This window comes from Aquimarina macrocephali, assembly GCF_051627225.1.
GTDB classification, from domain to species: Bacteria; Bacteroidota; Bacteroidia; order Flavobacteriales; family Flavobacteriaceae; genus Aquimarina; species Aquimarina macrocephali.
In genome coordinates, this window is the sequence record NZ_CP151795.1 from 3,245,605 (window position 1) to 3,272,275 (window position 26,671).

At 39.7% G+C, this 26,671-nt stretch carries 20 protein-coding genes; 4 read left to right on the forward strand and 16 right to left on the reverse strand.

Features of this window, described 5'->3' with window-relative positions:
• Positions 1 to 44: 44 nt before the first annotated feature.
• Entirely contained in the window at positions 45 to 863 is an 819-nt protein-coding gene (gene map, locus AAFU52_RS13990; RefSeq protein WP_024772791.1) for a type I methionyl aminopeptidase, read from the reverse strand.
• 115 nt (positions 864 to 978) lie between these two features.
• Positions 979 to 1,440 carry a RidA family protein gene (locus AAFU52_RS13995; protein WP_438422345.1) on the reverse strand — a complete coding sequence of 154 codons (462 nt, stop codon included), beginning with the start codon at positions 1,438 to 1,440 and terminating at the stop codon, positions 979 to 981.
• A 292-nt stretch (positions 1,441 to 1,732) separates the two neighbouring features.
• Here AAFU52_RS13995 and AAFU52_RS14000 point away from each other — a divergent pair, with 292 nt between their 5' ends.
• Entirely contained in the window at positions 1,733 to 2,584 is an 852-nt protein-coding gene (locus tag AAFU52_RS14000) for a hypothetical protein (protein ID WP_438422346.1), read from the forward strand.
• A gap of 366 nt (positions 2,585 to 2,950) precedes the next feature.
• Here AAFU52_RS14000 and AAFU52_RS14005 read toward each other — a convergent pair whose 3' ends face one another.
• From AAFU52_RS14005 to gpmI, 3 genes are all read right to left on the reverse strand, one after another.
• Positions 2,951 to 4,045, reverse strand: a complete 1,095-nt coding sequence (locus tag AAFU52_RS14005; RefSeq protein ID WP_438422347.1) for a FecR family protein — start codon at positions 4,043 to 4,045, stop codon at positions 2,951 to 2,953.
• Positions 4,046 to 4,070: 25 nt separating this feature from the next.
• Positions 4,071 to 4,637, reverse strand: coding sequence for an RNA polymerase sigma factor (locus tag AAFU52_RS14010; protein WP_438422348.1), 567 nt, complete (start codon positions 4,635 to 4,637; stop codon positions 4,071 to 4,073).
• 234 nt (positions 4,638 to 4,871) lie between these two features.
• A complete protein-coding gene (gpmI, locus tag AAFU52_RS14015) occupies positions 4,872 to 6,389 on the reverse strand; it encodes a 2,3-bisphosphoglycerate-independent phosphoglycerate mutase (protein WP_438422349.1) in 1,518 nt (505 codons plus the stop codon).
• A 312-nt stretch (positions 6,390 to 6,701) separates the two neighbouring features.
• Here gpmI and AAFU52_RS14020 point away from each other — a divergent pair, with 312 nt between their 5' ends.
• The gene (locus AAFU52_RS14020) at positions 6,702 to 7,085 is read left to right on the forward strand and encodes an ankyrin repeat domain-containing protein (RefSeq protein ID WP_024772785.1); all 384 of its coding nucleotides are present in this window, start codon (positions 6,702 to 6,704) and stop codon (positions 7,083 to 7,085) included.
• A 213-nt stretch (positions 7,086 to 7,298) separates the two neighbouring features.
• Complete coding sequence (locus tag AAFU52_RS14025; RefSeq protein ID WP_024772784.1) at positions 7,299 to 7,679, forward strand: ankyrin repeat domain-containing protein; 381 nt, start codon at positions 7,299 to 7,301, stop codon at positions 7,677 to 7,679.
• A 43-nt stretch (positions 7,680 to 7,722) separates the two neighbouring features.
• Here AAFU52_RS14025 and AAFU52_RS14030 read toward each other — a convergent pair whose 3' ends face one another.
• From AAFU52_RS14030 to AAFU52_RS14045, 4 genes are all read right to left on the reverse strand, one after another.
• On the reverse strand, positions 7,723 to 8,493 hold the full coding sequence (locus tag AAFU52_RS14030; RefSeq protein ID WP_024772783.1) for a M48 family metalloprotease: 771 nt from the start codon (positions 8,491 to 8,493) through the stop codon (positions 7,723 to 7,725).
• A 161-nt stretch (positions 8,494 to 8,654) separates the two neighbouring features.
• Positions 8,655 to 9,128: a CAP domain-containing protein gene (locus AAFU52_RS14035; protein ID WP_024772782.1), complete on the reverse strand. Its 474-nt coding sequence runs from the start codon at positions 9,126 to 9,128 to the stop codon at positions 8,655 to 8,657.
• Between the two features lie 199 nt (positions 9,129 to 9,327).
• The gene (locus AAFU52_RS14040; protein WP_438422350.1) at positions 9,328 to 10,110 is read right to left on the reverse strand and encodes a M15 family metallopeptidase; all 783 of its coding nucleotides are present in this window, start codon (positions 10,108 to 10,110) and stop codon (positions 9,328 to 9,330) included.
• The gene (locus AAFU52_RS14045; RefSeq protein ID WP_024772780.1) at positions 10,094 to 10,642 is read right to left on the reverse strand and encodes a ClpP family protease; all 549 of its coding nucleotides are present in this window, start codon (positions 10,640 to 10,642) and stop codon (positions 10,094 to 10,096) included. Before AAFU52_RS14045 ends, AAFU52_RS14040 begins: the two co-directional genes overlap by 17 nt.
• 154 nt (positions 10,643 to 10,796) lie before the next feature.
• Here AAFU52_RS14045 and AAFU52_RS14050 point away from each other — a divergent pair, with 154 nt between their 5' ends.
• Positions 10,797 to 11,222: a GNAT family N-acetyltransferase gene (locus AAFU52_RS14050; RefSeq protein ID WP_438422351.1), complete on the forward strand. Its 426-nt coding sequence runs from the start codon at positions 10,797 to 10,799 to the stop codon at positions 11,220 to 11,222.
• A 7-nt stretch (positions 11,223 to 11,229) separates the two neighbouring features.
• On the opposite strand, the gene AAFU52_RS14055 is transcribed toward AAFU52_RS14050, so the two are convergent.
• The 7 genes from AAFU52_RS14055 to AAFU52_RS14085 form a co-directional block, all read right to left on the reverse strand.
• Entirely contained in the window at positions 11,230 to 12,675 is a 1,446-nt protein-coding gene (locus tag AAFU52_RS14055; RefSeq protein WP_438422352.1) for a hypothetical protein, read from the reverse strand.
• A 180-nt stretch (positions 12,676 to 12,855) separates the two neighbouring features.
• Positions 12,856 to 14,001, reverse strand: a complete 1,146-nt coding sequence (locus AAFU52_RS14060) for a gliding motility-associated C-terminal domain-containing protein (protein WP_024772777.1) — start codon at positions 13,999 to 14,001, stop codon at positions 12,856 to 12,858.
• Between the two features lie 523 nt (positions 14,002 to 14,524).
• Positions 14,525 to 18,157 carry a beta strand repeat-containing protein gene (locus AAFU52_RS14065; RefSeq protein ID WP_438422353.1) on the reverse strand — a complete coding sequence of 1,211 codons (3,633 nt, stop codon included), beginning with the start codon at positions 18,155 to 18,157 and terminating at the stop codon, positions 14,525 to 14,527.
• Positions 18,158 to 18,178: 21 nt separating this feature from the next.
• The gene (locus tag AAFU52_RS14070) at positions 18,179 to 18,832 is read right to left on the reverse strand and encodes a hypothetical protein (protein WP_438422354.1); all 654 of its coding nucleotides are present in this window, start codon (positions 18,830 to 18,832) and stop codon (positions 18,179 to 18,181) included.
• Between the two features lie 82 nt (positions 18,833 to 18,914).
• A complete protein-coding gene (locus AAFU52_RS14075) occupies positions 18,915 to 19,226 on the reverse strand; it encodes a hypothetical protein (protein ID WP_438422355.1) in 312 nt (103 codons plus the stop codon).
• 104 nt (positions 19,227 to 19,330) lie between these two features.
• On the reverse strand, positions 19,331 to 25,711 hold the full coding sequence (locus AAFU52_RS14080) for a hypothetical protein (RefSeq protein WP_438422356.1): 6,381 nt from the start codon (positions 25,709 to 25,711) through the stop codon (positions 19,331 to 19,333).
• 3 nt (positions 25,712 to 25,714) lie between these two features.
• Positions 25,715 to 26,008 (reverse strand): hypothetical protein, encoded by a 294-nt coding sequence (locus AAFU52_RS14085; RefSeq protein WP_438422357.1) that lies wholly within the window; start codon positions 26,006 to 26,008, stop codon positions 25,715 to 25,717.
• Between the last annotated feature and the right edge of the window lie 663 nt (positions 26,009 to 26,671).

Here is a 26,671-nt window from a genome sequence, read left to right on the forward strand (position 1 = left end):
GAAAAGCTACATAAAGAAGGCTTTTGAGCACTAAAGAATATATATTATACAGTCAGTACTTCTTGCCTAAAGGCATCTTCTTCATTAGATTCAATACCTAATGCCTGATAGATATATTTAAAAGTTGATAGGATTTCTGGTTTTCCATCAATTATAGCTACATCATGCTCAAAATGAGCACTTGGTTTTCCGTCTGCAGTAAGAATAGTCCACCCATCTTGTAATTGTTTGATACGATGTGTTCCCATGTTTGTCATAGGTTCAATGGCAACCACCATACCTTCGATAAATTTTTTCCCTTTACCACGGCGACCATAATTAGGCATTTCGGGATCTTCATGCATTTTTCGACCCAAACCATGACCTACTAATTCTCTAACTACACCATAACCAGCTTCTTCAGTGAATTTTTGGATAGCATACCCAACATCACCTACTCGTTTTCCAACTTTAAGCTCTGCAATTCCAACGTATAAAGATTCTTTAGTAACGCGAAGTAAACGTTCTACTTCCTCTGATACTTCGCCTACAGGAAATGTATACGCATGATCTCCATAGAAATCATTTTTAATAGCACCACAATCAATAGATATAATATCACCTTCTTCTAACGGAGTATTATTCGGAATCCCATGAACTACTTGAGCATTAGGACTCATACATAAGGTGTTTGGGAAATCATACAATCCCAAAAAACCGGGAATTGCACCGTGATCTCTAATAAACTCTTCTGCAAGTTTATCCAAATGTAGCGTAGTTACCCCAGGTTTAACTTCGGGGGCTAACATCCCTAATGTCTTTGATACGATTAGTGCACTTTCGCGCATTAATTCTATTTCTTCACGTGTTTTGGTAATAATCATATGTAAACAATTCCTTGGTAAAAGAAGGCAAATTTACAAAGAATAATGCTTGTTCTACCTAACAGTTCCCTCTATTTTAAGATTTCACTTTTTTACGATAATGATTAGCGTATTTTTAAGTGGTTTTTAGTGTAAATGATGTAGTTAGACCCACGCTAAAATTTCGAGGAAGTTTATCCACTCCAAAAATTGCCCTGGTGTGCGTGCCTTTTTGTTCTAGTACTTCAATAAATAAGTCTGAAGCACCATTTACCACAATAGGAGAATCATCCCAGCTAATACTTGACTGGAAATAAGCGTCAATATGATTAAGGCCTTCAATAGCATCAAAGCCAATTTTCTCGTCTATTTGGGCAAGAACATTAAGAGCACATAATTTCATAGCTTCATATCCTTGATCTGTAGTTATGGTATCTCCCAATCTACCTTGATATAAATACTCTCCATTGCGAATAGGAAATTGAATAGCTATATAGGCTATATTTCCCCTTGTGTTTACAGATACGTAAGATCCTCCTGGAGTTGATATTTCTGGTAATTGGAGTCCGAGTGCGTTTAATTTTTCTTTTGGTGTCATCGAATTATTCAATCTTTGTAGGGTTGCTCAGAAACAATGGCTAACATATTTTTTTCGAGAGTTTCTCTTGTGAACTTTCCGCATGAAAAAAGAAAACTGGGAATAGTTAAAAAAATGTTTTTCTCATTTTGATCCAAAATTGTTTCCTCTGCCAATATATACAAAATCTAATGCCTGATCCAATGATTTGACGCTAGTTTAACAAATAATGAAGTATCGACGCAGCGTTTTTATTTTTTTAAGGTTTAATAAATAGAAAACAAAGATAATATTCACTTAAAAAAAGAAAACCATGAAAAAACTATTGATTTGTGCCCTGATTTTTGGCCTAGTAGTGAGTTGTACTAAAAATGATGTTGATGATAGTGTTTCTGAACAAAATAATAAAGAAACATTTGAATTGAGTAAAACAGTAAACTTCGCTATGGATGATTTTGGAAAAATCTCAGAACAAGCTTCCTTAGATCTTAAAAAATCATCCAAAAACAGCAAAGGGACTTGTTTCTCTATTGAATTATTAATTCCTTATCAGGAAAAACCTATCCCAGGTTTTTCTGGATATGATCATTACAGTAAAATGATTTTGAATGATGCAGGAGATCAATGTCAATTTGATGATTGGACAGGTAGCCTAGAATACTATGTAGCCGAAGATTTGCCATCTAAATTTAAGGATTCTGCAGTGTTTAAAAATGTACAATATGAACAAGGGTATATTTTTGATGGATATAGAGTAGCTCAAAAAAATGAAGAACAAAGCACCAATGATATTCCTGTATTTGATGTAGAAATAGATGGAGTTATTACAGCTCCCGATGGAAAAACATATCATTATACTACGAATAGAAATTTTTCTTTTGAAAACCGTTTTACAGAGCAGGAGATTATTACCTTGAAAGAATCTTCTTCATTAGAAAATTTAAAAGAACCTTTCTTTGTAAAATCAAAATCTGTTGATGGATCACCAATAGTATATAAGGCAGCATGTTTTGAAGGGTTAAGCTTTCTTAAATACCCTGTGCAAGGAGCGCAAGATTATTCTAGTAATTTTGGAGTTAACTTTAATATTGATTTTGGAGATGGAGCCTGTGATCGCAAAGTTGTACTTACTTCAATAGAGGGAACGATAACTTTTGATTTATAGAACTAATAATATTCAAATTTAAAAAACCGGTCTATAAAACACTTTATAGGCCGGTTTTTTAATATATAAATAATGCATTTATAAACCCGTTGTGCATTTAAGATTTTTTAATTCGAAATTTGTCAATTCGAGTGCTTCGACCAAAGGAAGAAGTGTATCGAGAATAGAATTTTGAATTAAAAAAGCTATTCTCGATACAATTTTTCTTCATTCTATTTCGAAAAACCACTCGAATTGACGCTTTTTTATGCTATTAATTTCGAATGCCCAACGAGTTGTATTTATAGTAAGAAGTACTAAAAGAATCAAATATGTTAAAACATCTTTTTAGAGTTTACAAAGAAGATATTTACGATATGCAAAATTTTAATCTGCGCAATTACCTTCTCCTATAATTATAAAAATCTCGCCTTCCTTTTCTATTTTTATATTCAACTTTTTAGCCAATTCACCAAGAACTTTTTCGGTAGTTGCATTGCTAAAAGATCCAGTGTATTTGCAATCGAGTAAAGGACTGCGTTTTAGCCTAATTTTGGCATCAAAGTTTTCTCCTAAATCATGGATAATTTGACTCACACTAACATTTTTATAATGTAGAACACCAGTTTTCCAGGCAAATTGATTAGGAGCTCTTTTAAGGAGAATAATCCCCTGGTTATTGATACTAAAACTTTGTCCCGAAACTACTTTTTGTTTTTTACCAGTTTTACGATGAATTATTTCTGCAAAACCTTTAATAAGTGTGATATAATCAGCATCTTTTTCTGTAGATATTGCAAAAGAATTACCACTAACTTGAACATTACAATATTTTCCGTGTATAACGAATGGTTTTGATTCATTTTTCTGTATTGAAAAGAATATAGTACCAACAAGATCAACTCTTCGATAACTTTGTATCGAAGTATTAAAGTTAACTTTACTATTTTTCCTCATTACCATCATACTTGAATCAGGAAGTTTAATATACTTAGTGTTTTTTGTTGAAGCATATTTTTCTGAAGCGATATAGGATACTCCAATAAATCCTTTTTCTTTACTTTCTTCGTCTGGTTCTAAGATGGTAGAGTCGATAGAAAAAGTTTCTGTTTTGGCTGTTTTTACAGATTTAGAATCTGTATTGGATTCTACTGGCTTGACTTCAATAATTTTTGGTTGCTCTTCTGTTTGGATTGTAGTTTGCTCATTTTTTGGTTCGATAGAGTCAATATTTTCTTTATGTGACGGAGTGATGTCTGTTTTTTCTGAAGTCGTATCATTCATTACATAATACAAGATGAATACAGCGCAAAGCAATATCGCAATTACAGTAATTTCATGCCAAGGTATATAATTGCGTTTAACCTTTTGCTTCTGTACTGCATTGTATATGTCATCAAACCTGTCCTTCGATGGTATAACCGAATCACTTTTAAACTTTGCTCGTAAAAGCGGTTTTAAAAGGTCTTTGTCATCTTTCATTTGTTACTCATTTAGGTTTTAAACGTTAAAACTTTACAACTCCATTATTTCTCATACTCTCTAATAGCTTCTTTCTTGCTCGGGTATAGTTAGATCTTGATGTGCTCTCTTTAATGTTAAGCATTTCTCCTATTTCTTTATGAGAATATCCTTCTATGGCATAAAGATTCAGAACATAGCGATACTGTTCTGGTAAATCACTAATCAAGATTCTTAGTTTCTCTATTGATATTTCTTTAGATAGATACTCTTTTTCGGGTTCTTCTAGTTCATGTACCTCATTTTTATTAATGAAATCTTCATGATCGACATGAATCGTTTTTTTCATTTTATGCCAATGATCAATGGCACAATTCACAACGATTCTTTCAATCCAACTCCCCAATGTTCCTTTATGACGATATTTTTGAATGGCTTTAAATACTTTAATAAAAGCATCTTGTACAATGTCTTCTGCGTCAGATTGATTTGTACAATAGCGAAGACCCACCGCTATCATTCGCGGTGCAAAAATGTTGTATATTTTTTCCATGGCATCCCGATTACCCTTTTTGCAGGCTTTTACTAGTCTGTCTTGTTCTTTTATATTCATGAATAAGGGTTAGTGCTTAACTCATATAATGTATAACCAAGAATATCGGGTTTCGCTGCGTATTAATTATACTTTTTTTTACTTACATAAAGGAGTATAATCTAGGTTAAGGTAACAAAAGAATTTTGAAAAATAAAAACACTCTTTATACAACTATGATAAAGAGTGTTTTTTGTTTACTATATTCTTATTAAGAATAGCTTTAAGATAATATAGAAAGTATCTTAATTATAGTTATTTTAGTAATGAATCTTGTGTCATAGCTTTAGGTTTTTCTATCCCCATAAGCTCAAGAATTGTAGGAGCAATATCTCCCAAAACTCCATCTTTTACTTTTATCTGATCATTACCTATTAAAATAAAAGGAACAGGATTAGTCGTATGAGCTGTATGTGGTGTGCCATCTGGATTGATCATAGTTTCGCAATTACCATGATCTGCAATCATAATAATAGAATATTGGTTTTCTAGTCCGGCGATTACTACATCTTTTACACATTGGTCCACGGCTTCACAAGCTTTAATAGCAGCTTCCATCACTCCTGTATGTCCTACCATATCACCATTTGCAAAGTTTAAACATACAAAATCAACATCCCCTTTTTGTAGTTCTGGTACAAGGGCATCTCTTAACTCATAAGCACTCATTTCGGGTTTAAGATCATAAGTTGCTACCTTTGGAGAATTTCTTAATATTCTGGATTCTCCATCAAAAGGTTGTTCTTGTCCTCCAGAAAAAAAGAAGGTGACGTGTGGATATTTTTCTGTTTCTGCAATTCGAATTTGAGTTTTACCAGCTTTAGAAATGATTTCGCCAAGAGTTTCGGTAATATTATCTTTATTATAAATAACATTAATGCCTTTAAAGTTTTCATCATAATTTGTCATTGTAACATAATGTAAAGAAAGCTTATGTGTATTATACTCGTGCATATCTTTTTGAGAAAGCATTTCGGTTAACTCTCTGCCTCGGTCTGTTCTGAAATTAAAGAAAATCACAACATCGTCATTATTTATTGTGGCTACCGAAGCTCCATTTTCTTGAAGTATAATTGGTTTGATAAATTCATCTGTAATGTCATTATCATAACTATTTTGAATGCTATTTAAGGCATCAGTGCTGGTTTCTCCAACTCCATTAACCAATAGGTCATATGCTAATTTAACACGTTCCCATCTTTTGTCTCTATCCATGGCATAGTACCTCCCTATGATAGAAGCTAATTTGCCTGTGGTTTTGGACATGTAATCCTGGATGTTTTTAATGTGAGTTTTGCCAGATTTAGGATCTACATCACGACCATCGGTAAATGCATGAAGGAAAACATTTTTTAATTCGTAAGAATGAGCTGCATCAAGTAATCCTTTAATATGATTGATATGAGAGTGAACCCCACCGTCGCTTACCAGACCAAGTAAATGAACATTTTTGTTTTTTTCTTTGGCATAACGAAAAGCATCTAGAAGAACAGATTCGTCTTTTAAAGTGTTGTTTTTGACTGCCATATTGATTTTGGCCAAATCCTGATATACAATTCTGCCAGCCCCAAGGTTCATATGACCAACCTCACTATTTCCCATTTGTCCATCTGGTAAACCTACATGAAGTCCATCTGTACGTAAAGAAGCATTAGGGTAGTGAGTGTATAAACTATCGATATACGAAGTGTTTGCATGATCGATGGCGGATACTTTAGGGTCAGGTGATGTTCCCCATCCATCCAGGATCATCAGGATTACTTTTTTGTTCATAATGTATTCTTAATTAAGGTTTTTGGTTGGTTATTTTTTGAACTTAAATCTCAAAAAAATGAAATAAGAAACAAAGTTACAACTTCACTTACAAGCATACAAAAAGCTTATGTTATTCCTATGTGATTTATACCTTTTTGTAATATTATCTGACGTGTCGTTTTTGTGAAATTATTAACGAATTTGTGTAGGGAAGGTTAAAAGTAAGTTATTCTTAAAATTACACTATTTTTTATAAGAATAATGTAATTCATTTGCGGCGTCAAATTTTTGACATAGCACAAATCAATAATGAACCTATAAAAATAAAAAATGAAAAAGCTATCAATTTTAGTAATGTGTATGACGGTTGGTCTAGTTTTAGCAAACGATCCCGTGAAAAACCTTAAATCATACAAGGTTGTAAAAACAGAAATTATTAATGTTTCTCCTTTTTGTATTTCAATCGCTAAAGGCGACTATGAAATGGTGAAAAAAATGGTTGAACTAGGAAGTGAAGTAAATAAATTTTCAGAGGGTATGACACCTCTTATGTATGCAGCTCGTTATAATAGATTAGAAATCATTAAACTTTTGGTTGCTAACGGTGCAAAAATCAATCTTAAAAATACGAAAGGCTATACTGCAATGAAATATGCAGAAATTTCAGGAGCCAAAGAAGCTATGACTTTGATCTCAGAGCTTAAGAAAAAGTAATTACTCAGAATTAGTTTTAAAACCTGTATAAACCCGTCTATCATTTTATAATGGTAGGCGGGTTTATTGCATAAAAATGTATCAGCTTTATCAGAATATTTTGTTATGAGAAAGTTAAAATCCTGTTATTTGGCAAAAGTAGGTGTAACATGATACCGATTCTAAGGTCGTACTGTATATAAGTCAATCAAATAACTTAAAATCAATTTCATCATGAAAAAAACAGTTTTAGCAACCTTATTGGTTATGTGTATTACCTCTGTAAGTATAGCTGCAGAAACAAATGTGACTACTGCCAGTCATAATTATGATCTTACAGCATATAAGACAAGTCCGTTTTGTATGGCAATTGTAAAAGGAGATTTAGAAACCGTAAAAAAACTGATTGAACTCGGAAGCGATGTTAATCAAAAATCCGACGGGATGACACCACTTATGTATGCTGCGCGATATAACCGTACAGATATTATTAAAGTGCTTGTGAAAAATGGAGCAAATATCAAAACTAAAGATAGTAAAGGCTATACAGCAATGAAATTTGCAAAGTTATCTAATGCCAAGGATGCAGTAGCTCTTCTAGAGAAACTGTCATAAGTTTTAAAGCCATTGCTTGTTGATATAAACAGGCAATGGTTTTTTATTGCACATTACTATATTCTCGTATTGCCTCTTTGATTTTTTCTATACGATTTTCGGGGTCAGGGTGGGAGCTTTGAAACTCAGGAGTACGGTTAGGTCCGGCAGCAGCTTTTAGAATTTTCATCACACCAATCATTTCTTCAGGATTGTAGCCCGAATTGATCATAAATAAAATACCTAGTTTATCACTTTCTAATTCATCACCACGCCCATTTTTTAATAAAACATTTTGTCCGATACCATTTACAATTCCTCCGGCATCTGCACCAACTGATGCCCCGGTAGATATAGTTTTCCAGAATTCGTGTTCTGCTATTCTTTCTGCAGAATGTCGCCCTAATACATGGCCGATTTCATGGCCTAACACACCAGCAACCTGATCTTCATTTTCTAATTTGGATAACAAAGCATAGGTTATAAATATTTGCCCTCCTGGTAATGCAAAAGCATTAATAGTATTTGGATCGGCTAATAAATGAAACTCATATTTATACGGAGTTTGTTTTGCCATACTCGAATTGACCAATTTGTTTCCGATCATATCAATATAGCTTTGTAATTTTTGATCAGGGTATAATCCTCCGTGTTGTTGGGCCATTTCGGGAGCACTTTGTAATCCTATGGCTATTTCCTGATCACTTGTCATATTAATATTTTGTACTCTATCTGTATAGGGATTTAGTGTTTTATTATTACATTTTTTAAAAAATGCAAATGCTATAATTGCTAAACCTATTAATATTCTAATTTTTAAGCCGCCACGTCTCATTATAAACTAATTTTGATATCGAAAAGTTTAAAGTTAATAAATATAAAAGTTGCTTACTAATAAAATGCAAAAAACACTTTTTAGTAAGCAACCACTAGAGGTACCGTTCTTAGTTAAAGAACAAGATTAGTGCTAACCTTGCATAGTTGAGTTTGCAGAGTTTAGCGGTAAAAAATTTGTGTATAGTAGTATCTGCCACTTTCATCTTTTATAGCAGCAATACCAGTGTGGGTGTAGTTACCCTCAATATTTTTTCTATGTCCTTCACTATCAATCCATCCAGCTACAACACTTTGGGCATCGGGATAAAAACTAGCTACATTTTCTGCCATTCCTGTAGCATTTTCCTTTTCTCGTAAAGTTTTGAATTTAGCATCAAAATTATCATGGTTGATATTACCTTTAGAAATCATATATCGTGTATGATCCGCAGCTAGTTGTTCGGCAGTTGTATTTTTTGCCAAAGCCTCTAGTCCTTTACCTTGTCGATATTCATTTACCAATTTTAGTATTTCGTCTGTAATCGAAATTTCACTTGGAGTTTCTGTAATGGTATTGTCATCATCTTTAGAACAAGAAAAGGCAGTACATAAAAGAATAAAAGCGCAAAAATATTTAATTAAAGAAGTTTTCATTAGTATGGGGTCTTTATTTTAATAAATAACTAAAATAGTATAATTTTAGTATATAGAATTGATCTTGACTTTTTTGATTTAACCGAAAAAGAAGAATTTTACACATAGCATAGGATGCGACGAAATAGCAAAAAGGTGATTTTGAGTTAAAAGGAACATTTTTCTGGAGAATTATAAAAATAATAAGAATTTTATATTACTATAATAATTCTGGGTTAATATCAGATATGTTCTCTGTAATATATTGTTTAATGAAGTCTTCTGAGAAAAAGTTACTGCCAAGTAAATTTGCTTTTTTTAACTCTGTGGCAATATCTAGTTTCTGATATGCTTTTAACATGGGAATAGAAAGTGGAGCATACGAATAGTGCCAAGGTTCATATTTAAAACCTTTTCTATTTTCTTTATCTGTATATACAAGATAGAAACCAAAAGAGTTAGCATGTTTATCCATCCACTCTTTAAACTTACAAAATGGGCCATCACCCTCAAAATTCTCGGCAAGAAGCAATCCTTTGGGTTGTGGAGCATTACCATCTACAATATCTAAATCTGTACCCCAGTGATGTCTTGATGTACCAGGAATGGTAGAATATTCTATAATCTTTTGTATTGCTTTAATAGGGGATAACCCTTTGGTTGTAAACTTTTTGTATTTACGTTCCCAGATTCGATTCTGGTGCGCATAGTTTCTATAACTGGAAACAACTTTTATTTTGAATCCACTTTTTAGTGCTTCAGTCTTCATTTTAAGAAAAGCTTCATAAGCATCTTTTCGAAGCTTATATCCATCACCAAAAAGTAATGGATTGCTTTTTCCCATAAGATCATCTTTAGAGAATTCTGACTGAAGCATAGAAAATGATGATAATGAAACTCCGATCATCCCCAGGGCACTAATACCAATAAAATCTCTTCTTACCATAGGTATAATCGGATTACAATTTATATCATTTCTGGATGTATTATTCCAGAATTCCATCTATAATTCCGTATTCTAATGATTCTTCAGCATCCATCCAATAATCACGATTAAAGTCCTTCAATACTTTCTCAACATCTTGTCCGCAGTTATCAGCAAGTATTTGAGCACTTAGTTCTTTGGTCTTAAGAATTTCTGCTGCCTGAATTTCTATGTTAGAAGCTTGTCCTCTGGCACCACCACTTGGTTGATGAATCATCACTTTTGCATGAGGCTGGATAAATCTTCGGCCTTTTTCGCCTACACTTAGAAGAATTGACCCCATAGAAGCGGCTAATCCAGTGCAAATAGTAGAAACCGGACTTTTTAAACTTTTAATCGTATCATACATTGCAAATCCTGAAGTAACGTATCCTCCAGGACTATTAATATATAGTTTGATTTCTTTGTTACTTACCATATCCAGATACATAAGTCTATCGATTACATGTTTAGCCGACTTGTCATCTACCTGTCCCCAAAGAAATACACTACGTTCCTCTAGAAATTTTTTATCGATCAGATCTTGTGTTTTTCCTGATTTTTCTTTCATCTTTATGTTTTTTGTTCTTTTAAACTCGTTTGCAATACTTAAAAAGAAGCTATAAATAGCCAACAAAACAATATAATTGGCAGATTCTTTATTTTTTAAGAATTCTTTACATCTTTGAGATAAATGTATAATTATTTTTGCAGAAAAGCATCATATGGATTTAGCATTTCACAAAATTTTAAAGGAGGACTTTGATATCGTTTTACCATTACTTCAGAAATTAATGAATGATCAATTTTCTGATGTTGTTTTAACGCAAAGGTTTAGTGAGATGTTTGAACAGAATTATGAATGCTGGGGAGTGTATTCAGATAAAAAATTAATTGGTTTTTTTGGGTTATGGTTTATGACACGTCATTATGTTGGAAGGTCATGTGAGCCCGATCATGTATATATTGATGAGCAGAACAGAAGTAAAGGAATAGGGAAGAAAGTATTTAATTGGATTTATGAATATGCAAAGAGTAGGGGATGTGAAGCCTCAGAACTAAATAGTTATGTAGTGAATTATCCTTCACATAAATTCTACCTTAATGAAGGATATGAAATATGGGCACATCATTTTGTGAAGAAATTATAGATTTTTTTTAAAAATCATTTATTGTAAAATACCAATCTGCATCGTCTATATAAAGAGTGGTATCGAAATTAAGTCTAACATAAATTTGTACAGTAAATGTTGATGTCGTTTGAGCAGTAACCTGAATAGAAGATTGATAAACACTTGGATCGTTTACCGTTAATTGAATAATATAGTCATCAGTACTTCTTGTACTACTAAGTGTTACTGTGTAGTTGCCAATACCGTTTCTTACTACTGTTGCACCTTGTATTCTTAGGGCGGTTCCATTTCCTGCTACTTTACCCATTGCCTTTACAGGACTATCGAAAAAAGCTCCACTATCAGTACCTGCTGTAATATCATTATTAGTGTCTGTGCTTACAATTACTCCTGCACTGGATCCTGTAAAATTATTTATTTGTTGCCAATTGGTGCCATCACTTTTTATCCATAATACAGATTCACTTCCGATAGTAGTCTGGTTTGAATTGGTAAGATCACGATACGTGCTAATAGTTCTGTTTACATTGGTACTATTTTTCAGAATGTAAATCCTACCCTCACAAGTATTGGCATTAGGTAGCGTTATGTTATGTGCTCCCGTGATATGAATAGTATGATGATTTTCGGTTAATGTTAGATTTCCGGTAGTACTGGTTATCGAAGTTGAAAAGGATCCTTCGAGCTGTAAAGTAGAGTTTGCAACATTAAATCCGGTGGATGGATCATCATAGCCAGTGTCTATAGCAACTTCTTGTGGGTTTAGGTTAATACCAAATCTAGTGGCGGCATCAGCAGTATTGTTACTTCCTTGTACTCTAAAAAATTCTCGATGAAACTGACCACGTCTATAATCGTATCGTTTAAATACAATAGATTCATTACCATCATCACCAATGATAAATTCTAATTTCCCATCATTTGCAGGCCCGGCAGAACCGATTTCAAACAGATCTGTTCCTCCAGTACTTCCTTTTAGGCGAAAACTTCCATTTGTTGTAGTAAAGAACATTGGTTTATAAAAAGACGCACCTGCAGCCGCAAACTGAAGCGCAGATGTAGTACCATCTCCATTAATATGTACCAAGGGTTGGTTATTATCTGTGTAATCGGGAATGGCTTGTGTTAGTCCTAAGGTTTGTCTTCTTCCAAATTGTAATAATGGTAAGTTGTTGGATCGAATTTCCATTTTCACATCATCGATGTGACCTAAAAAGGATGTGGCGGGCAAGCCTGTATTGCCATCTATCAACCAATTATCATTAGTAGTAGCTACCCAATTTGTGCCATCAAAAACAAATATTTTACTTTCTTCCAGATTGTATAGAATTGATCCTGTAGCGGCAGCAGTTACGCCATTCATTTCTACATTTGTAGTAGCGGTCGGAAGTCCCATAACAGAAAACTCATCGATCTGAGAAAAAATAATTCCAGGTAGAATTAGCAGGATAATAAGTAATGTTTTCTTCATTTAATACTAATTTAAAATTAGTAATGTCCCTAAAAAATGACTTTGCGTAATCTGAAGTTAACTATTTATTATTTTATAAGTATCGTGAATTTATATTTTTTTGGAATATGACTTTTTTATTTGATGGAAATAATACTGTATTAATGAGTCAAAATTATAGTTTTTGGGCGAAATGTAATCTTACACATTAATATACAGATACCCTGAACGATCTTTTTGACCTTCAATTTTTAATATATAATAATATGTACCAACTGGTAATTGTTCATCTTTAGCAATTGTAGCTCTACCTTCAGAGTAACCTCCCCATGAATTGTCATATCCTTTTTTACGGTATACTTCAACTCCCCATCTATTAAAAATTGTTAGTTCGTTGTTTGAAAATTGCTCAATACCCTGAATGATAAAAGTATCATTAACCCCATCACCATTCGGAGAAACTGCTGTAAATATTTCCAGATCACCGTCTAATATGATATCTGAAGAACCAAATGTAAGAATAACGTAATTATCAGGAATCATTAGTTCTGAAGTGATTTCTCCACTATTTAAATCCCCAGAAGCGACAAAATTTCCTAAACTTACCCATTGTTGTAAATTTCTATCCCATCCTACAACTCTAAGATCTTCTAACTCATCAACAAGAGTTGGTATATTACTATTGTCATCCCAGGTAAGAGTTACTCTAGTTTCTACATCTCCATCAAGGTCCCAAAATTCAAAAGAGCTCACACCAAATAATACATTACTAAAATTATCAGTATTAAAACTGGTAGAGAAAAAATTAGGAGTATTTGGGTCTTCAAAGAAATAAGCGCCTCTCGCTGTATTTACAGCTGCCTGAGTGTCGATACGCATAGGGCGTAATCTAAAATCATCTCCAATAGGGAAAGTAAAATCTAATACTCCGGTAATAGAAGAATATCCATCTACATATCGATCATCATTTGCACCCAGATAAGGAGCATCATTTATATAATCTAAAGAAACATTACGTCTATCTCTGGGAGTTTGTACTCGTCCGGTTATAAATTCCTGAAAGTTTGTTACACCAACAGCAACATCCAGCAGCAAATCGTCTACAACATCAATTTCCATATTATGAAATACGGGACGATTATCACCTGTTACATTAAGGCTACCTGTAGGATTATAAAACCCTGCAAGACCTAAATTTTGGTCGAATGTACCATCATTAATTAAATCAGTGTGGAAACCAACTTCACCTTGATCGTGAATTTGAATATTCCCATAGTTATGAAAAGCTTGTTGAGCTATAGTAACTTGGGCCAGAAAGCATACGACAATAAAAATTATTCTATCCATAGTTATATTGGGGTAACACTGTTTTACGGTTTAACAGTAAATATGTTATGGCAAATATATTCTTTTTTAGCAAAGTACACCACTTTTTCACGATAAAATGCAATTATTTATCGGTGAAATGCATTTTTAGTTCGATTAAAGGTATGGTTTTGTTGAAAAGTTACATATTCGTAAAAAATAAACATTTTGACAAAGCAAACATAAGAAAATAAATAGATTGATATAGAAATTTTACTGAATTATTGTAAAAATCAATGATTCAATTTGAATTATGTATTATTTATTATAATTCTTTGATATTTTGCTTAAATGGTTGATAATAAGTTTGATTTTTTTCTTGGGGTACTTAAGGTATTACTTTAAAGATCAGTATTTGATCATTAAAAAGTAAAAGTGGTGTTTGGTTCATAAAGATTTGATAAATATGTGTTTAACAATCATTAGGATTAAGTATTAAAGTAAATCAAATACAGGGGTAAATACACCTAACCTAATTTTAAATATTTTATTTTTTTATAAATTACTAATTTGGTTTTACTCTATATGTAATTCTCCTATTGGTTATCACAGTCTTGGCTCCTATGGGGAAGGTATTAGAAAACTCAGATGTACTATTAGATAATGTTGCTGTAGCTGTTATTAATGTTCCAGCGGGATAAGTTGTTGCTAATACAAGTTGAAAAGAGAAACGATTCGTAGTGTCTGCATTTCCATCAGGATCCGAGTATGATGAAGTCCCAGAAGCCTGATCCGAACCACTCCCTTCTATCGCAGAACCTAAATATATTTGACCCTCACCATAATCTTGGGTTAGTCCTAATTGATTATCACCAGTAGTTGCTGTTCCCTGAGAAATATCAGTAACAAAAAACTCTAATGTAGCACCTGGTCTGCTCCAACCACTTACTCTTAGTCTATTTCCTGTAATTACGATAGATTCAAATGTAGGGAAATTAAGACTCCCATTAGGTCCGGTATCACTATCATTAGTGTCATTTATGGTTATACCATCACCTACAGGGTTACCAGTAGTTGCTTGATCTATGTCAATACCCAAAGCAGGGCTAGACGTACCATTATTGTATATAGAGTTTTGAGAAATTAAATTTCCAGAAGTATTACCTCCTGTAATTACTATACCCGCACCTCCATTATTTGCAATAATATTTGATGTAATTGAAGAGTTATTTCCATACAAGCGTACACCACTGTTTTCTGTAGATCCCGAGCATATTCCTCCATTTTGACCTGAGTTAGTGATTGTATTTTCATTTATTAGTACACCACCAGGGTAATTCCATCCTTCTATTCCAATTGCAGCGGTATTATTGATCAAGTTATATTGAATTGTAACTCCAGAACCACTTACCAGAGCAATACCATCAGCACATTCATTAGTACCATTAGCTTCAATATCATTGTATTGTATTGTGGTTGAAGTTCCTCCGTTAACAAAAAGTCCTGTATCTGTATTTGAAGCAATATAGTTATTGGAGATAGTTGAAATTCCTCCTGTTATTTCAATTCCATAATCAATGTTTCCAGACGATAGACCGTCTGCATTTACTCCAATAAGATTTCCATCTATTATAGAAGAGCCCGATTCTAATATAATTCCAGAATTACTTCCCGCATAAATTGAAAGACCTCTTATAACTGTATTATTTCCTTGTACACGAAGCACATCTCCATTGTTTCTGTGTACTTGAATTTCAGGAAGATCATAATTAGGTAATGTATTTCCTGATACTCCTACGGTACTTCCTCCACTTCCAATAGTACCGGTATTGGTATTAGAATATGCCGTTTGCGTTCTACCGTCTATATTTGTATTGGTATCTGTAATGGTTGTAAGGTTACTGCCATTGCTAATGGTAATATCGAAATACCCATTAGCAAAATTTGCATCAGCAGTCCTACCTAAAGAGTCACCAGTAGGAGGAATCATAAAAACTGAAGTATCTTCTCCAGAAGCTGGATTAAATATACTATTAGCTTCAATGTCTAATCCTGTTTCATCCAAATTATTAGAATTTACAATAAACTGTTCCAATGACCCTTGACCACTTTCATTAGTATTTACTATTGTATTAAAGTTAAAACCAAAATCCATACCAACAACTCCTTCACTTAGTATGGTTATTGAAGATATACTTTGGGCACCAGTAAAAGTACCTGCAGCCACATCCTGTTGTGATGGCAAGGCGCCTCCTATTTCTGTAGTAACATCTGTAAAGACAGTTGCTGCATAATTTCTTCTGTATGTTTGGATAGGATAACATGTAGTACAAGCAGCTCCACCACCTCTGGTAGATCTAACAGTACTGTTAACCACTCTCACACTATACGCGCCATTTTGCATACCTCCAATAGAATATTGTCCATTGGTATCAGTAGTGGTAGATTCAATAAATGTTCCAGTGTTATCATAGAGCTCTACAGTAGCTCCCACTATTGGCACTCCTGATGAAGTTGCCTGATTCCTACCGTTTCCACCACCATAATTTACATCTTCAAAAACAGTACCTATAATAAGATTACTTGGGACTTTAAGTAATACTGCATTAGAGATCACAAAATCCTGACCCACACCTACATTTGTAGTTACAGTAGATTCACCAGGACCTATAAAAGCAGAAATATCATAGGTATCTAAATCTAGACCTAGAGTAGTTCTATTAACAACCGGGCCAACAGTGTTGTCATATACTGTAGAGTTAAATGGGTTTCCTCCTGTTTGCCCTCCATCCCCAGACAGATTAAATGTTCCTGAACCTGTAGTTACAGTAAGAGATTCATTATTTGCTAATCCCTGATCACCTTCCCAGGAAAGTATAGTAGTTTTAGAACCCGACGCTCCTATGGCAAAAAAACCAGTTAGATTATAACTGTTACTATTATTTTGCTGACCATCAAAACCATTATATAGATTAATACTTACGGCGGGTAGGGCAGGAGCAGTATAAAATATCATTAAACTCCAACCTCCTAGCACAACTGTACTAGAACAATAAGGTTCACCATTATCAATAGTAAGATTAGAAAAATCAAATGTATTTGTAGAAAGATTAGGTATACCTTGTATTAATGTGGTGACATCACTAGTCATTCCATATAGACTTGCACCTCCAAAAGTGGAACTTCTAATAATATCTGCATTCACAGTTTGTCCTTCAAAAGTTACCGATTCATCTGGCGAAGCCGAAGAATGTGCCCAGAAAAGATATGCTTTTTCAATTGTAGCACCAACCGGTATAGTAGTAGTTAATGTTGTTCCGGTGGTAGCACCAATAATACTACATTCATTAACAGTACTGTTTCTAAACGAATCTCCGGTAACGGCATAATCATAATACCCATTAAACTCATCAAAAAGTGTTAGTGGTACATTTGCCTGTATGGGAGTATCACCAGGATCGTCAATGATAGTTGCTATGGCATTATCTAAAATAACAGTTGGGTCACTGGGGTTAGAGAGTATCAAATTAAAAGTTTCGTTAACTTCAGCGTAAGAATTATCTATAATAGGAACAACCACATTAATAATTTCTCCTGTAGTACCAGAGAAATTAAGGGTAGATGAAGTAGTGGTATAATCCAACCCTGCAATTGCAGTATTATCAGTTGTCGTATAATCTACAGAAAAAGGACCAGTAGTTGCCCCGATTTGCGTAACTTGAAAAGTTGCTGTTCCTGCATTTTCATTAACAAAAATATCAGTAATACTTAGTTCTGCTGGTGGTTGAACGACATTAAATGTAAGCGTTGTATTTGTGAAAAAATTTGGAAACGACTCTAGAATTAAAACTCCATCTTGATAGACTCGTACATAACTACCAAATCCATTCCAACCATCACCAAAAGTATCTTCTAATAGTAATGTATACCCAGTTCCATATGGAACACTGGCATAAGCTTGCGGAGTACCAATATTGTTATAAGCGGTATTTGAAAAACCTGTAAAACAATCACCAGGATTACAGATTGTAGGAGCTATTGTAGTATTTGAAGGGTCTCTAAAAGTAACTCTGTTTTCAGATGACCATGCTACCCAATTAACTTCAATTTCTATCAGTGCTTGAGAGTAAGAAATAAAATTACCAAATACTAACATACAAAGTATGATAAGTAATCTGATATGTAGATGTTTTTTCATTAAGGCTTTGATTATGTTGATTTATTTAACAACAAATACTACATTGATCAATGAATTATAATCTGCCGGCTGACCAATAACAGTATAAGTTAAAACTCCATTTGCATCTATACTCATAGTACCAGTGTTAAAAACTGTTGGGTCAGCAAAAGTTACATAGTAATGTAATTCGTTTGCAGCATATACAGGTATATCTGGTGCTGAAGGACTAGTTGCAGTAGGAGAAGAAAACTGAGCAGTATATTGGGTATAAAGATTTAATGTAAATGTACCATTCGTTGCTACAGGAACTTCAATTGATGGTGGGTAAAATACTCTTGCAGCTCCTGATGTAATGGGGGCAATAGCTTGTATTACTTGTTGTACATTAGTTTCAAGAGTTGGAGTAGTTTCACCACTTTCATCAACATCAATAGGAGTTGCTAGGTTTACTTCAGAATCTAATTGATCATCGGTACTTCTTTGCCACCCTGTGCTAGTAAATCGATAAATTTCCTGATCATCTAAATTAAAAACTACAGAACCAATTGTAGGACCAATAATAGCATTTATTTCAGCTAAATCAGTAGCGGCAGGTAATCCCATTAATGCATTTGCGTCACCTGTGCCAATCTGAGCATACATGCCAACAGATAGGATAAATGATAAAGATATGAGGGGTAGTGTTTTTTTCATTTTTAATAGTATTACGCTTTTCCTTACCTTAATTTTTTAGATATCTAATCTAGTTCCTTAAAAGATGAGTAAAGTAATTAAGTTAAAAATCAAGTACAGTAAACATGAATTCTAAATCTATATCATCTTTTTGATTAGTTCCATTATCGCTGTCTCCAATATTAACTCTAAATCCAGCTGTAGTTTGACTATAATATGTGATACCAGGATCATCATAGTTTGCTCCGGTATTACCTGGGCAATCACCTCCACAATCCACAATTGCTAATTGAATGATATAGTCATCATCTGGCATTGGACTTGTAAATGTTATTTGATAATCACCTTCATTTATCCTAGAAACAGTTGCATTCAATATTTTAGCAGCGGTACCATTACCTGCGACTTTCCCCATCGCTTTTACTGGGCTGATAAAGAATGCACCACCATCAGTTCCTGCTGTGATTTCATTATTAGCATCTGTACTTACTACACTTAGATTAATTGTATTTCCACCGCTTATAGAGATATTACCTGGGGTTCCATCGGTAGAAAGTGTTTGATCATCTGTTGCAGGATCACCTTGTGCTCCAGTAGGTCCTTGTGCACCAGTTGCTCCAGTAGCACCTGTCGGTCCTTGTGCACCAGTTGCTCCAGTGGCACCCGTTGTTCCTTGCGCTCCAGTTGCTCCGGTGGCACCTGTTGTTCCTTGTGCTCCAGTGGCTCCAGTGGCACCCGTTGTTCCTTGCGCTCCAGTTGCTCCAGTGGCACCTGTTGTTCCTTGTGCTCCGGTTGCTCCAGTGGCACCCGTTGTTCCTTGCGCTCCAGTTGCTCCAGTGGCACCTGTTGTTCCTTGCGCTCCGGTTGCTCCAGTCGCACCTGTCGGTCCTTGTGCTCCGGTTGCTCCAGTCGCACCTGTCGGTCCTTGTGCTCCGGTTGCTCCAGTCGCACCTGTTGTTCCTTGTGCTCCAGTGGCTCCAGTGGCTCCCGTTGTTCCTTGCGCTCCAGTTGCTCCAGTGGCACCTGTTGTTCCTTGTGCTCCAGTGGCTCCAGTGGCACCTGTTGTTCCTTGTGCACCAGTTGCTCCAGTGGCACCCGTTGTTCCTTGTGCACCAGTTGCTCCAGTAGCACCTGTAGTTCCTTGTGCTCCGGTTGCTCCAGTGGCACCTGTTGTTCCTTGTGCACCAGTTGCTCCAGTAGCACCTGTCGGTCCTTGTGCACCAGTTGCTCCAGTGGCACCCGTTGTTCCTTGCGCTCCAGTTGCTCCGGTGGCACCTGTTGTTCCTTGTGCACCAGTTGCTCCAGTAGCACCTGTTGTTCCTTGTGCTCCAGTGGCACCTGTTGTTCCTTGTGCTCCAGTGGCTCCAGTGGCACCCGTTGTTCCTTGCGCTCCAGTTGCTCCAGTGGCACCTGTTGTTCCTTGTGCTCCGGTTGCTCCAGTGGCACCCGTTGTTCCTTGTGCACCAGTTGCTCCAGTAGCACCTGTAGTTCCTTGTGCTCCGGTTGCTCCAGTGGCACCTGTTGTTCCTTGTGCACCAGTTGCTCCAGTAGCACCTGTCGGTCCTTGTGCACCAGTTGCTCCAGTGGCACCCGTTGTTCCTTGCGCTCCAGTTGCTCCGGTGGCACCTGTTGTTCCTTGTGCACCAGTTGCTCCAGTAGCACCTGTTGTTCCTTGTGCTCCAGTGGCACCTGTTGTTCCTTGTGCTCCAGTGGCTCCAGTGGCACCCGTTGTTCCTTGCGCTCCAGTTGCTCCAGTGGCACCTGTTGTTCCTTGTGCTCCGGTTGCTCCAGTGGCACCCGTTGTTCCTTGCGCTCCAGTTGCTCCAGTGGCACCTGTTGTTCCTTGCGCTCCGGTTGCTCCAGTCGCACCTGTCGGTCCTTGTGCTCCGGTTGCTCCAGTCGCACCTGTTGTTCCTTGTGCTCCAGTGGCTCCAGTGGCACCCGTTGTTCCTTGCGCTCCAGTTGCTCCAGTGGCACCTGTTGTTCCTTGTGCTCCAGTGGCACCCGTTGTTCCTTGTGCTCCAGTTGCTCCAGTGGCACCTGTTGTTCCTTGTGCTCCGGTTGCTCCAGTGGCACCCGTTGTTCCTTGCGCTCCAGTTGCTCCAGTGGCACCCGTTGTTCCTTGCGCTCCGGTTGCTCCAGTGGCACCTGTAGTTCCTTGTGCTCCGGTTGCTCCAGTCGCACCTGTTGGTCCTTGCGCTCCGGTTGCACCAGTAGCACCTGTTGTTCCTTGTGCTCCAGTGGCACCTGTTGTTCCTTGTGCTCCGGTTGCTCCAGTGGCACCCGTTGTTCCTTGTGCACCAGTTGCTCCAGTGGCACCTGTTGTTCCTTGTGCTCCGGTTGCTCCAGTGGCACCTGTTGTTCCTTGTGCTCCGGTTGCTCCAGTGGCACCTGTAGTTCCTTGTGCTCCGGTTGCACCAGTAGCACCTGTCGGTCCTTGCGCACCAGTTGCTCCAGTGGCACCCGTAGTTCCTTGTGCTCCGGTTGCTCCAGTAGCACCTGTTGTTCCTTGTGCTCCGGTTGCACCAGTAGCACCTGTAGTTCCTTGTGCTCCGGTTGCACCAGTAGCACCTGTAGTTCCTTGTGCACCAGTTGCTCCAGTGGCACCCGTTGTTCCTTGTGCACCAGTTGCTCCAGTAGCACCTGTAGTTCCTTGTGCTCCGGTTGCTCCAGTGGCACCTGTTGTTCCTTGTGCTCCGGTTGCTCCAGTAGCACCTGTTGTTCCTTGCGCTCCGGTTGCTCCAGTAGCACCTGTTGTTCCTTGTGCTCCAGTTGCTCCAGTAGCACCTGTTGTTCCTTGTGCTCCGGTTGCTCCAGTAGCACCTGTTGTTCCTTGCGCTCCGGTTGCTCCAGTGGCACCTGTTGTTCCTTGCGCACCAGTTGCTCCAGTAGCACCTGTAGTTCCTTGTGCTCCGGTTGCTCCAGTGGCACCCGTTGTTCCTTGTGCACCAGTTGCTCCAGTAGCACCTGTCGGTCCTTGTGCTCCGGTTGCTCCAGTAGCACCTGTTGTTCCTTGCGCTCCGGTTGCTCCAGTCGCACCTGTTGTTCCTTGCGCTCCGGTTGCACCAGTAGCACCTGTTGTTCCTTGTACTCCAGTGGCTCCAGTGGCACCTGTTGTTCCTTGTGCTCCGGTTGCACCAGTAGCACCTGTTGTTCCTTGTGCTCCAGTGGCTCCAGTGGCACCTGTTGTTCCTTGTGCTCCGGTTGCTCCAGTGGCACCTGTAGTTCCTTGTGCTCCGGTTGCACCAGTAGCACCTGTCGGTCCTTGCGCTCCGGTTGCTCCAGTGGCACCCGTAGTTCCTTGTGCTCCGGTTGCACCAGTAGCACCTGTTGTTCCTTGTGCTCCGGTTGCACCAGTAGCACCTGTAGTTCCTTGTGCTCCGGTTGCACCAGTAGCACCTGTAGTTCCTTGTGCTCCGGTTGCACCAGTAGCACCTGTCGGTCCTTGCGCACCAGTTGCTCCAGTAGCACCTGTCGGTCCTTGCGCTCCGGTTGCTCCAGTGGCACCCGTAGTTCCTTGTGCTCCGGTTGCACCAGTAGCACCTGTTGTTCCTTGTGCTCCGGTTGCACCAGTAGCACCTGTAGTTCCTTGTGCTCCGGTTGCACCAGTAGCACCTGTAGTTCCTTGTGCTCCGGTTGCACCAGTAGCACCTGTCGGTCCTTGCGCACCAGTTGCTCCAGTAGCACCTGTAGTTCCTTGTGCTCCGGTTGCTCCAGTGGCACCTGTCGGTCCTTGTGCTCCGGTTGCTCCAGTAGCACCTGTTGTTCCTTGCGCTCCGGTTGCTCCAGTAGCACCTGTTGTTCCTTGTGCTCCAGTTGCTCCAGTAGCACCTGTTGTTCCTTGTGCTCCGGTTGCTCCAGTAGCACCTGTTGTTCCTTGCGCTCCGGTTGCTCCAGTGGCACCTGTTGTTCCTTGCGCACCAGTTGCTCCAGTAGCACCTGTAGTTCCTTGTGCTCCGGTTGCTCCAGTGGCACCCGTTGTTCCTTGTGCACCAGTTGCTCCAGTAGCACCTGTCGGTCCTTGTGCTCCGGTTGCTCCAGTCGCACCTGTTGTTCCTTGCGCTCCGGTTGCTCCAGTCGCACCTGTTGGTCCTTGCGCTCCGGTTGCACCAGTAGCACCTGTTGTTCCTTGTGCTCCAGTGGCTCCAGTGGCACCTGTTGTTCCTTGTGCTCCGGTTGCTCCAGTGGCACCCGTTGTTCCTTGTGCTCCGGTTGCTCCAGTGGCACCCGTTGTTCCTTGTGCTCCGGTTGCTCCAGTGGCACCCGTTGTTCCTTGTGCTCCGGTTGCTCCAGTGGCACCCGTTGTTCCTTGTGCTCCGGTTGCTCCAGTAGCACCTGTAGTTCCTTGTGCACCAGTTGCTCCAGTGGCACCTGTTGTTCCTTGTGCTCCGGTTGCTCCAGTGGCACCTGTTGTTCCTTGTGCACCAGTTGCTCCAGTAGCACCTGTCGGTCCTTGTGCTCCGGTTGCTCCAGTGGCACCCGTAGTTCCTTGTGCACCAGTTGCTCCAGTGGCACCTGTAGTTCCTTGTGCACCAGTTGCTCCAGTGGCACCTGTTGTTCCTTGTGCTCCGGTTGCTCCAGTAGCACCTGTTGTTCCTTGCGCTCCGGTTGCTCCAGTAGCACCTGTTGTTCCTTGTGCTCCAGTTGCTCCAGTAGCACCTGTTGTTCCTTGTGCTCCGGTTGCTCCAGTAGCACCTGTTGTTCCTTGCGCTCCGGTTGCTCCAGTGGCACCTGTTGTTCCTTGCGCACCAGTTGCTCCAGTAGCACCTGTAGTTCCTTGTGCTCCGGTTGCTCCAGTGGCACCCGTTGTTCCTTGTGCACCAGTTGCTCCAGTAGCACCTGTCGGTCCTTGTGCTCCGGTTGCTCCAGTAGCACCTGTTGTTCCTTGCGCTCCGGTTGCTCCAGTCGCACCTGTTGGTCCTTGCGCTCCGGTTGCACCAGTAGCACCTGTTGTTCCTTGCGCTCCAGTTGCTCCAGTGGCACCTGTTGTTCCTTGTGCTCCGGTTGCTCCAGTAGCACCCGTTGTTCCTTGTGCTCCGGTTGCTCCAGTGGCACCCGTTGTTCCTTGTGCTCCGGTTGCTCCAGTGGCACCCGTTGTTCCTTGTGCACCAGTTGCTCCAGTAGCACCTGTCGGTCCTTGTGCTCCGGTTGCTCCAGTTGCTCCAGTGGCACCCGTAGTTCCTTGTGCTCCAGTGGCTCCAGTAGCACCTGTTGTTCCTTGCGCTCCGGTTGCACCAGTGGCACCCGTTGTTCCTTGTGCACCAGTTGCTCCAGTGGCACCCGTTGTTCCTTGTGCTCCGGTTGCTCCAGTGGCACCCGTTGTTCCTTGTGCACCAGTTGCTCCAGTGGCACCCGTTGTTCCTTGTGCTCCGGTTGCTCCAGTGGCACCTGTTGTTCCTTGTGCTCCGGTTGCTCCAGTGGCACCCGTTGTTCCTTGTGCTCCGGTTGCTCCAGTGGCACCCGTAGTTCCTTGTGCACCAGTTGCTCCAGTAGCACCTGTTGTTCCTTGCGCTCCGGTTGCACCAGTGGCACCTGTTGTTCCTTGTGCTCCGGTTGCTCCAGTGGCACCCGTTGTTCCTTGTGCTCCGGTTGCTCCAGTGGCACCTGTTGTTCCTTGTGCTCCGGTTGCTCCAGTGGCACCCGTTGTTCCTTGTGCTCCGGTTGCTCCAGTGGCACCCGTTGTTCCTTGTGCACCAGTTGCTCCAGTAGCACCTGTAGTTCCTTGTGCTCCGGTTGCTCCAGTGGCACCCGTTGTTCCTTGCGCTCCAGTTGCTCCAGTGGCACCTGTTGTTCCTTGTGCTCCGGTTGCTCCAGTGGCACCCGTTGTTCCTTGTGCTCCAGTTGCTCCAGTAGCACCTGTTGTTCCTTGTGCTCCTGTGTTACCAGTAGGTCCTTGCGCTCCAGTTGCTCCAGTAGCACCTGTTGTTCCTTGCGCTCCAGTTGCTCCAGTAACACCTGTTGTTCCTTGTGCTCCGGTTGCTCCAGTAGCACCTGTCGGTCCTTGTGCTCCGGTTGCTCCAGTAGCACCTGTTGTTCCTTGTGCTCCGGTTGCACCTGTAGTTCCTTGTGCACCAGTTGCTCCAGTAGCACCTGTTGTTCCTTGCGCTCCGGTTGCTCCAGTGGCACCTGTTGTTCCTTGTGCTCCGGTTGCTCCAGTGGCACCCGTTGTTCCTTGTGCTCCGGTTGCTCCAGTGGCACCCGTTGCTCCAGTAGCACCTGTAGTTCCTTGTGCTCCGGTTGCTCCAGTGGCACCCGTTGTTCCTTGCGCTCCAGTTGCTCCAGTGGCACCTGTTGTTCCTTGTGCTCCAGTGGCTCCAGTGGCACCCGTTGTTCCTTGTGCACCAGTTGCTCCAGTAGCACCTGTCGGTCCTTGTGCTCCGGTTGCTCCAGTGGCACCCGTTGTTCCTTGTGCTCCGGTTGCACCAGTAGCACCTGTCGGTCCTTGCGCACCAGTTGCTCCAGTAGCACCTGTAGTTCCTTGTGCTCCGGTTGCACCAGTAGCACCTGTCGGTCCTTGCGCACCAGTTGCTCCAGTAGCACCTGTAGTTCCTTGTGCTCCGGTTGCTCCAGTGGCACCTGTTGTTCCTTGTGCTCCGGTTGCTCCAGTGGCACCTGTTGTTCCTTGCGCACCAGTTGCTCCAGTAGCACCTGTAGTTCCTTGTGCTCCGGTTGCTCCAGTGGCACCCGTTGTTCCTTGTGCACCAGTTGCTCCAGTAGCACCTGTCGGTCCTTGTGCTCCGGTTGCTCCAGTGGCACCCGTTGTTCCTTGTGCACCAGTTGCTCCAGTGGCACCTGTAGTTCCTTGTGCTCCGGTTGCTCCAGTAGCACCTGTTGTTCCTTGTGCTCCGGTTGCTCCAGTGGCACCCGTTGTTCCTTGCGCTCCAGTTGCTCCAGTGGCACCTGTTATTCCTTGTGCTCCGGTTGCTCCAGTGGCACCTGTTGTTCCTTGCGCTCCGGTTGCTCCAGTGGCACCTGTTGTTCCTTGCGCTCCGGTAGCACCTGTTGTTCCTTGCGCTCCGGTTGCTCCAGTGGCACCTGTAGTTCCTTGTGCTCCGGTTGCTCCAGTGGCACCCGTTGTTCCTTGTGCTCCAGTTGCTCCAGTGGCACCTGTCGGTCCTTGTGCTCCGGTTGCTCCAGTAGCACCTGTAGTTCCTTGCGCTCCGGTTGCTCCAGTGGCACCTGTTGTTCCTTGTGCACCAGTTGCTCCAGTCGGTCCTACGGGACCTGCGGATATTAGAGAAGATAAATCAACAGATCCTCCATCTTCCAAACTTAAAATGTTTGTCGTGGGATTAAAGGATAGTTGTTGATCATCATTGCCGGTACATAGACTTGACCAGCTATTATTGTTATATTGAAAGACGCAATTGACAGTTGTATTATAGACTAATCCTCCATTTAAAGGAGTCATTGCATTCATTTGAGTTGTAGTAACTCTAGAGAGAACGAATGTCTTATTAGTACTTTCCAATTCTAAAATAGAAAAAGAATCTATTTGATTGGGGTTATCACCAACTTTGACCTGAGCCTGAGCAGTTGCTAAAGATAAAAATAAGATTATGAGGGGTAATTTTATCTTCATATTTTACGTTTTATTTACAATTAAAGCTTAAATAAATTACGTTTTAACCATAACCTATATATGGTTAAAACAGCTTTTGTTTTTTTTTGGCATAAATATAAATTGATAATATCTTAAAATGTTATCAATTAGGCAAATATATGATTTTTTCGATAAAAAACAATTTTTATCGCTAAAATACACACAAAAAAATATTTACAACTGGCTTTTGTTAAATTTTAACGTGAAATTATCATAAAAAAAATATTTATTTGTTTTTTAGTTTAGAAGAAATCTAA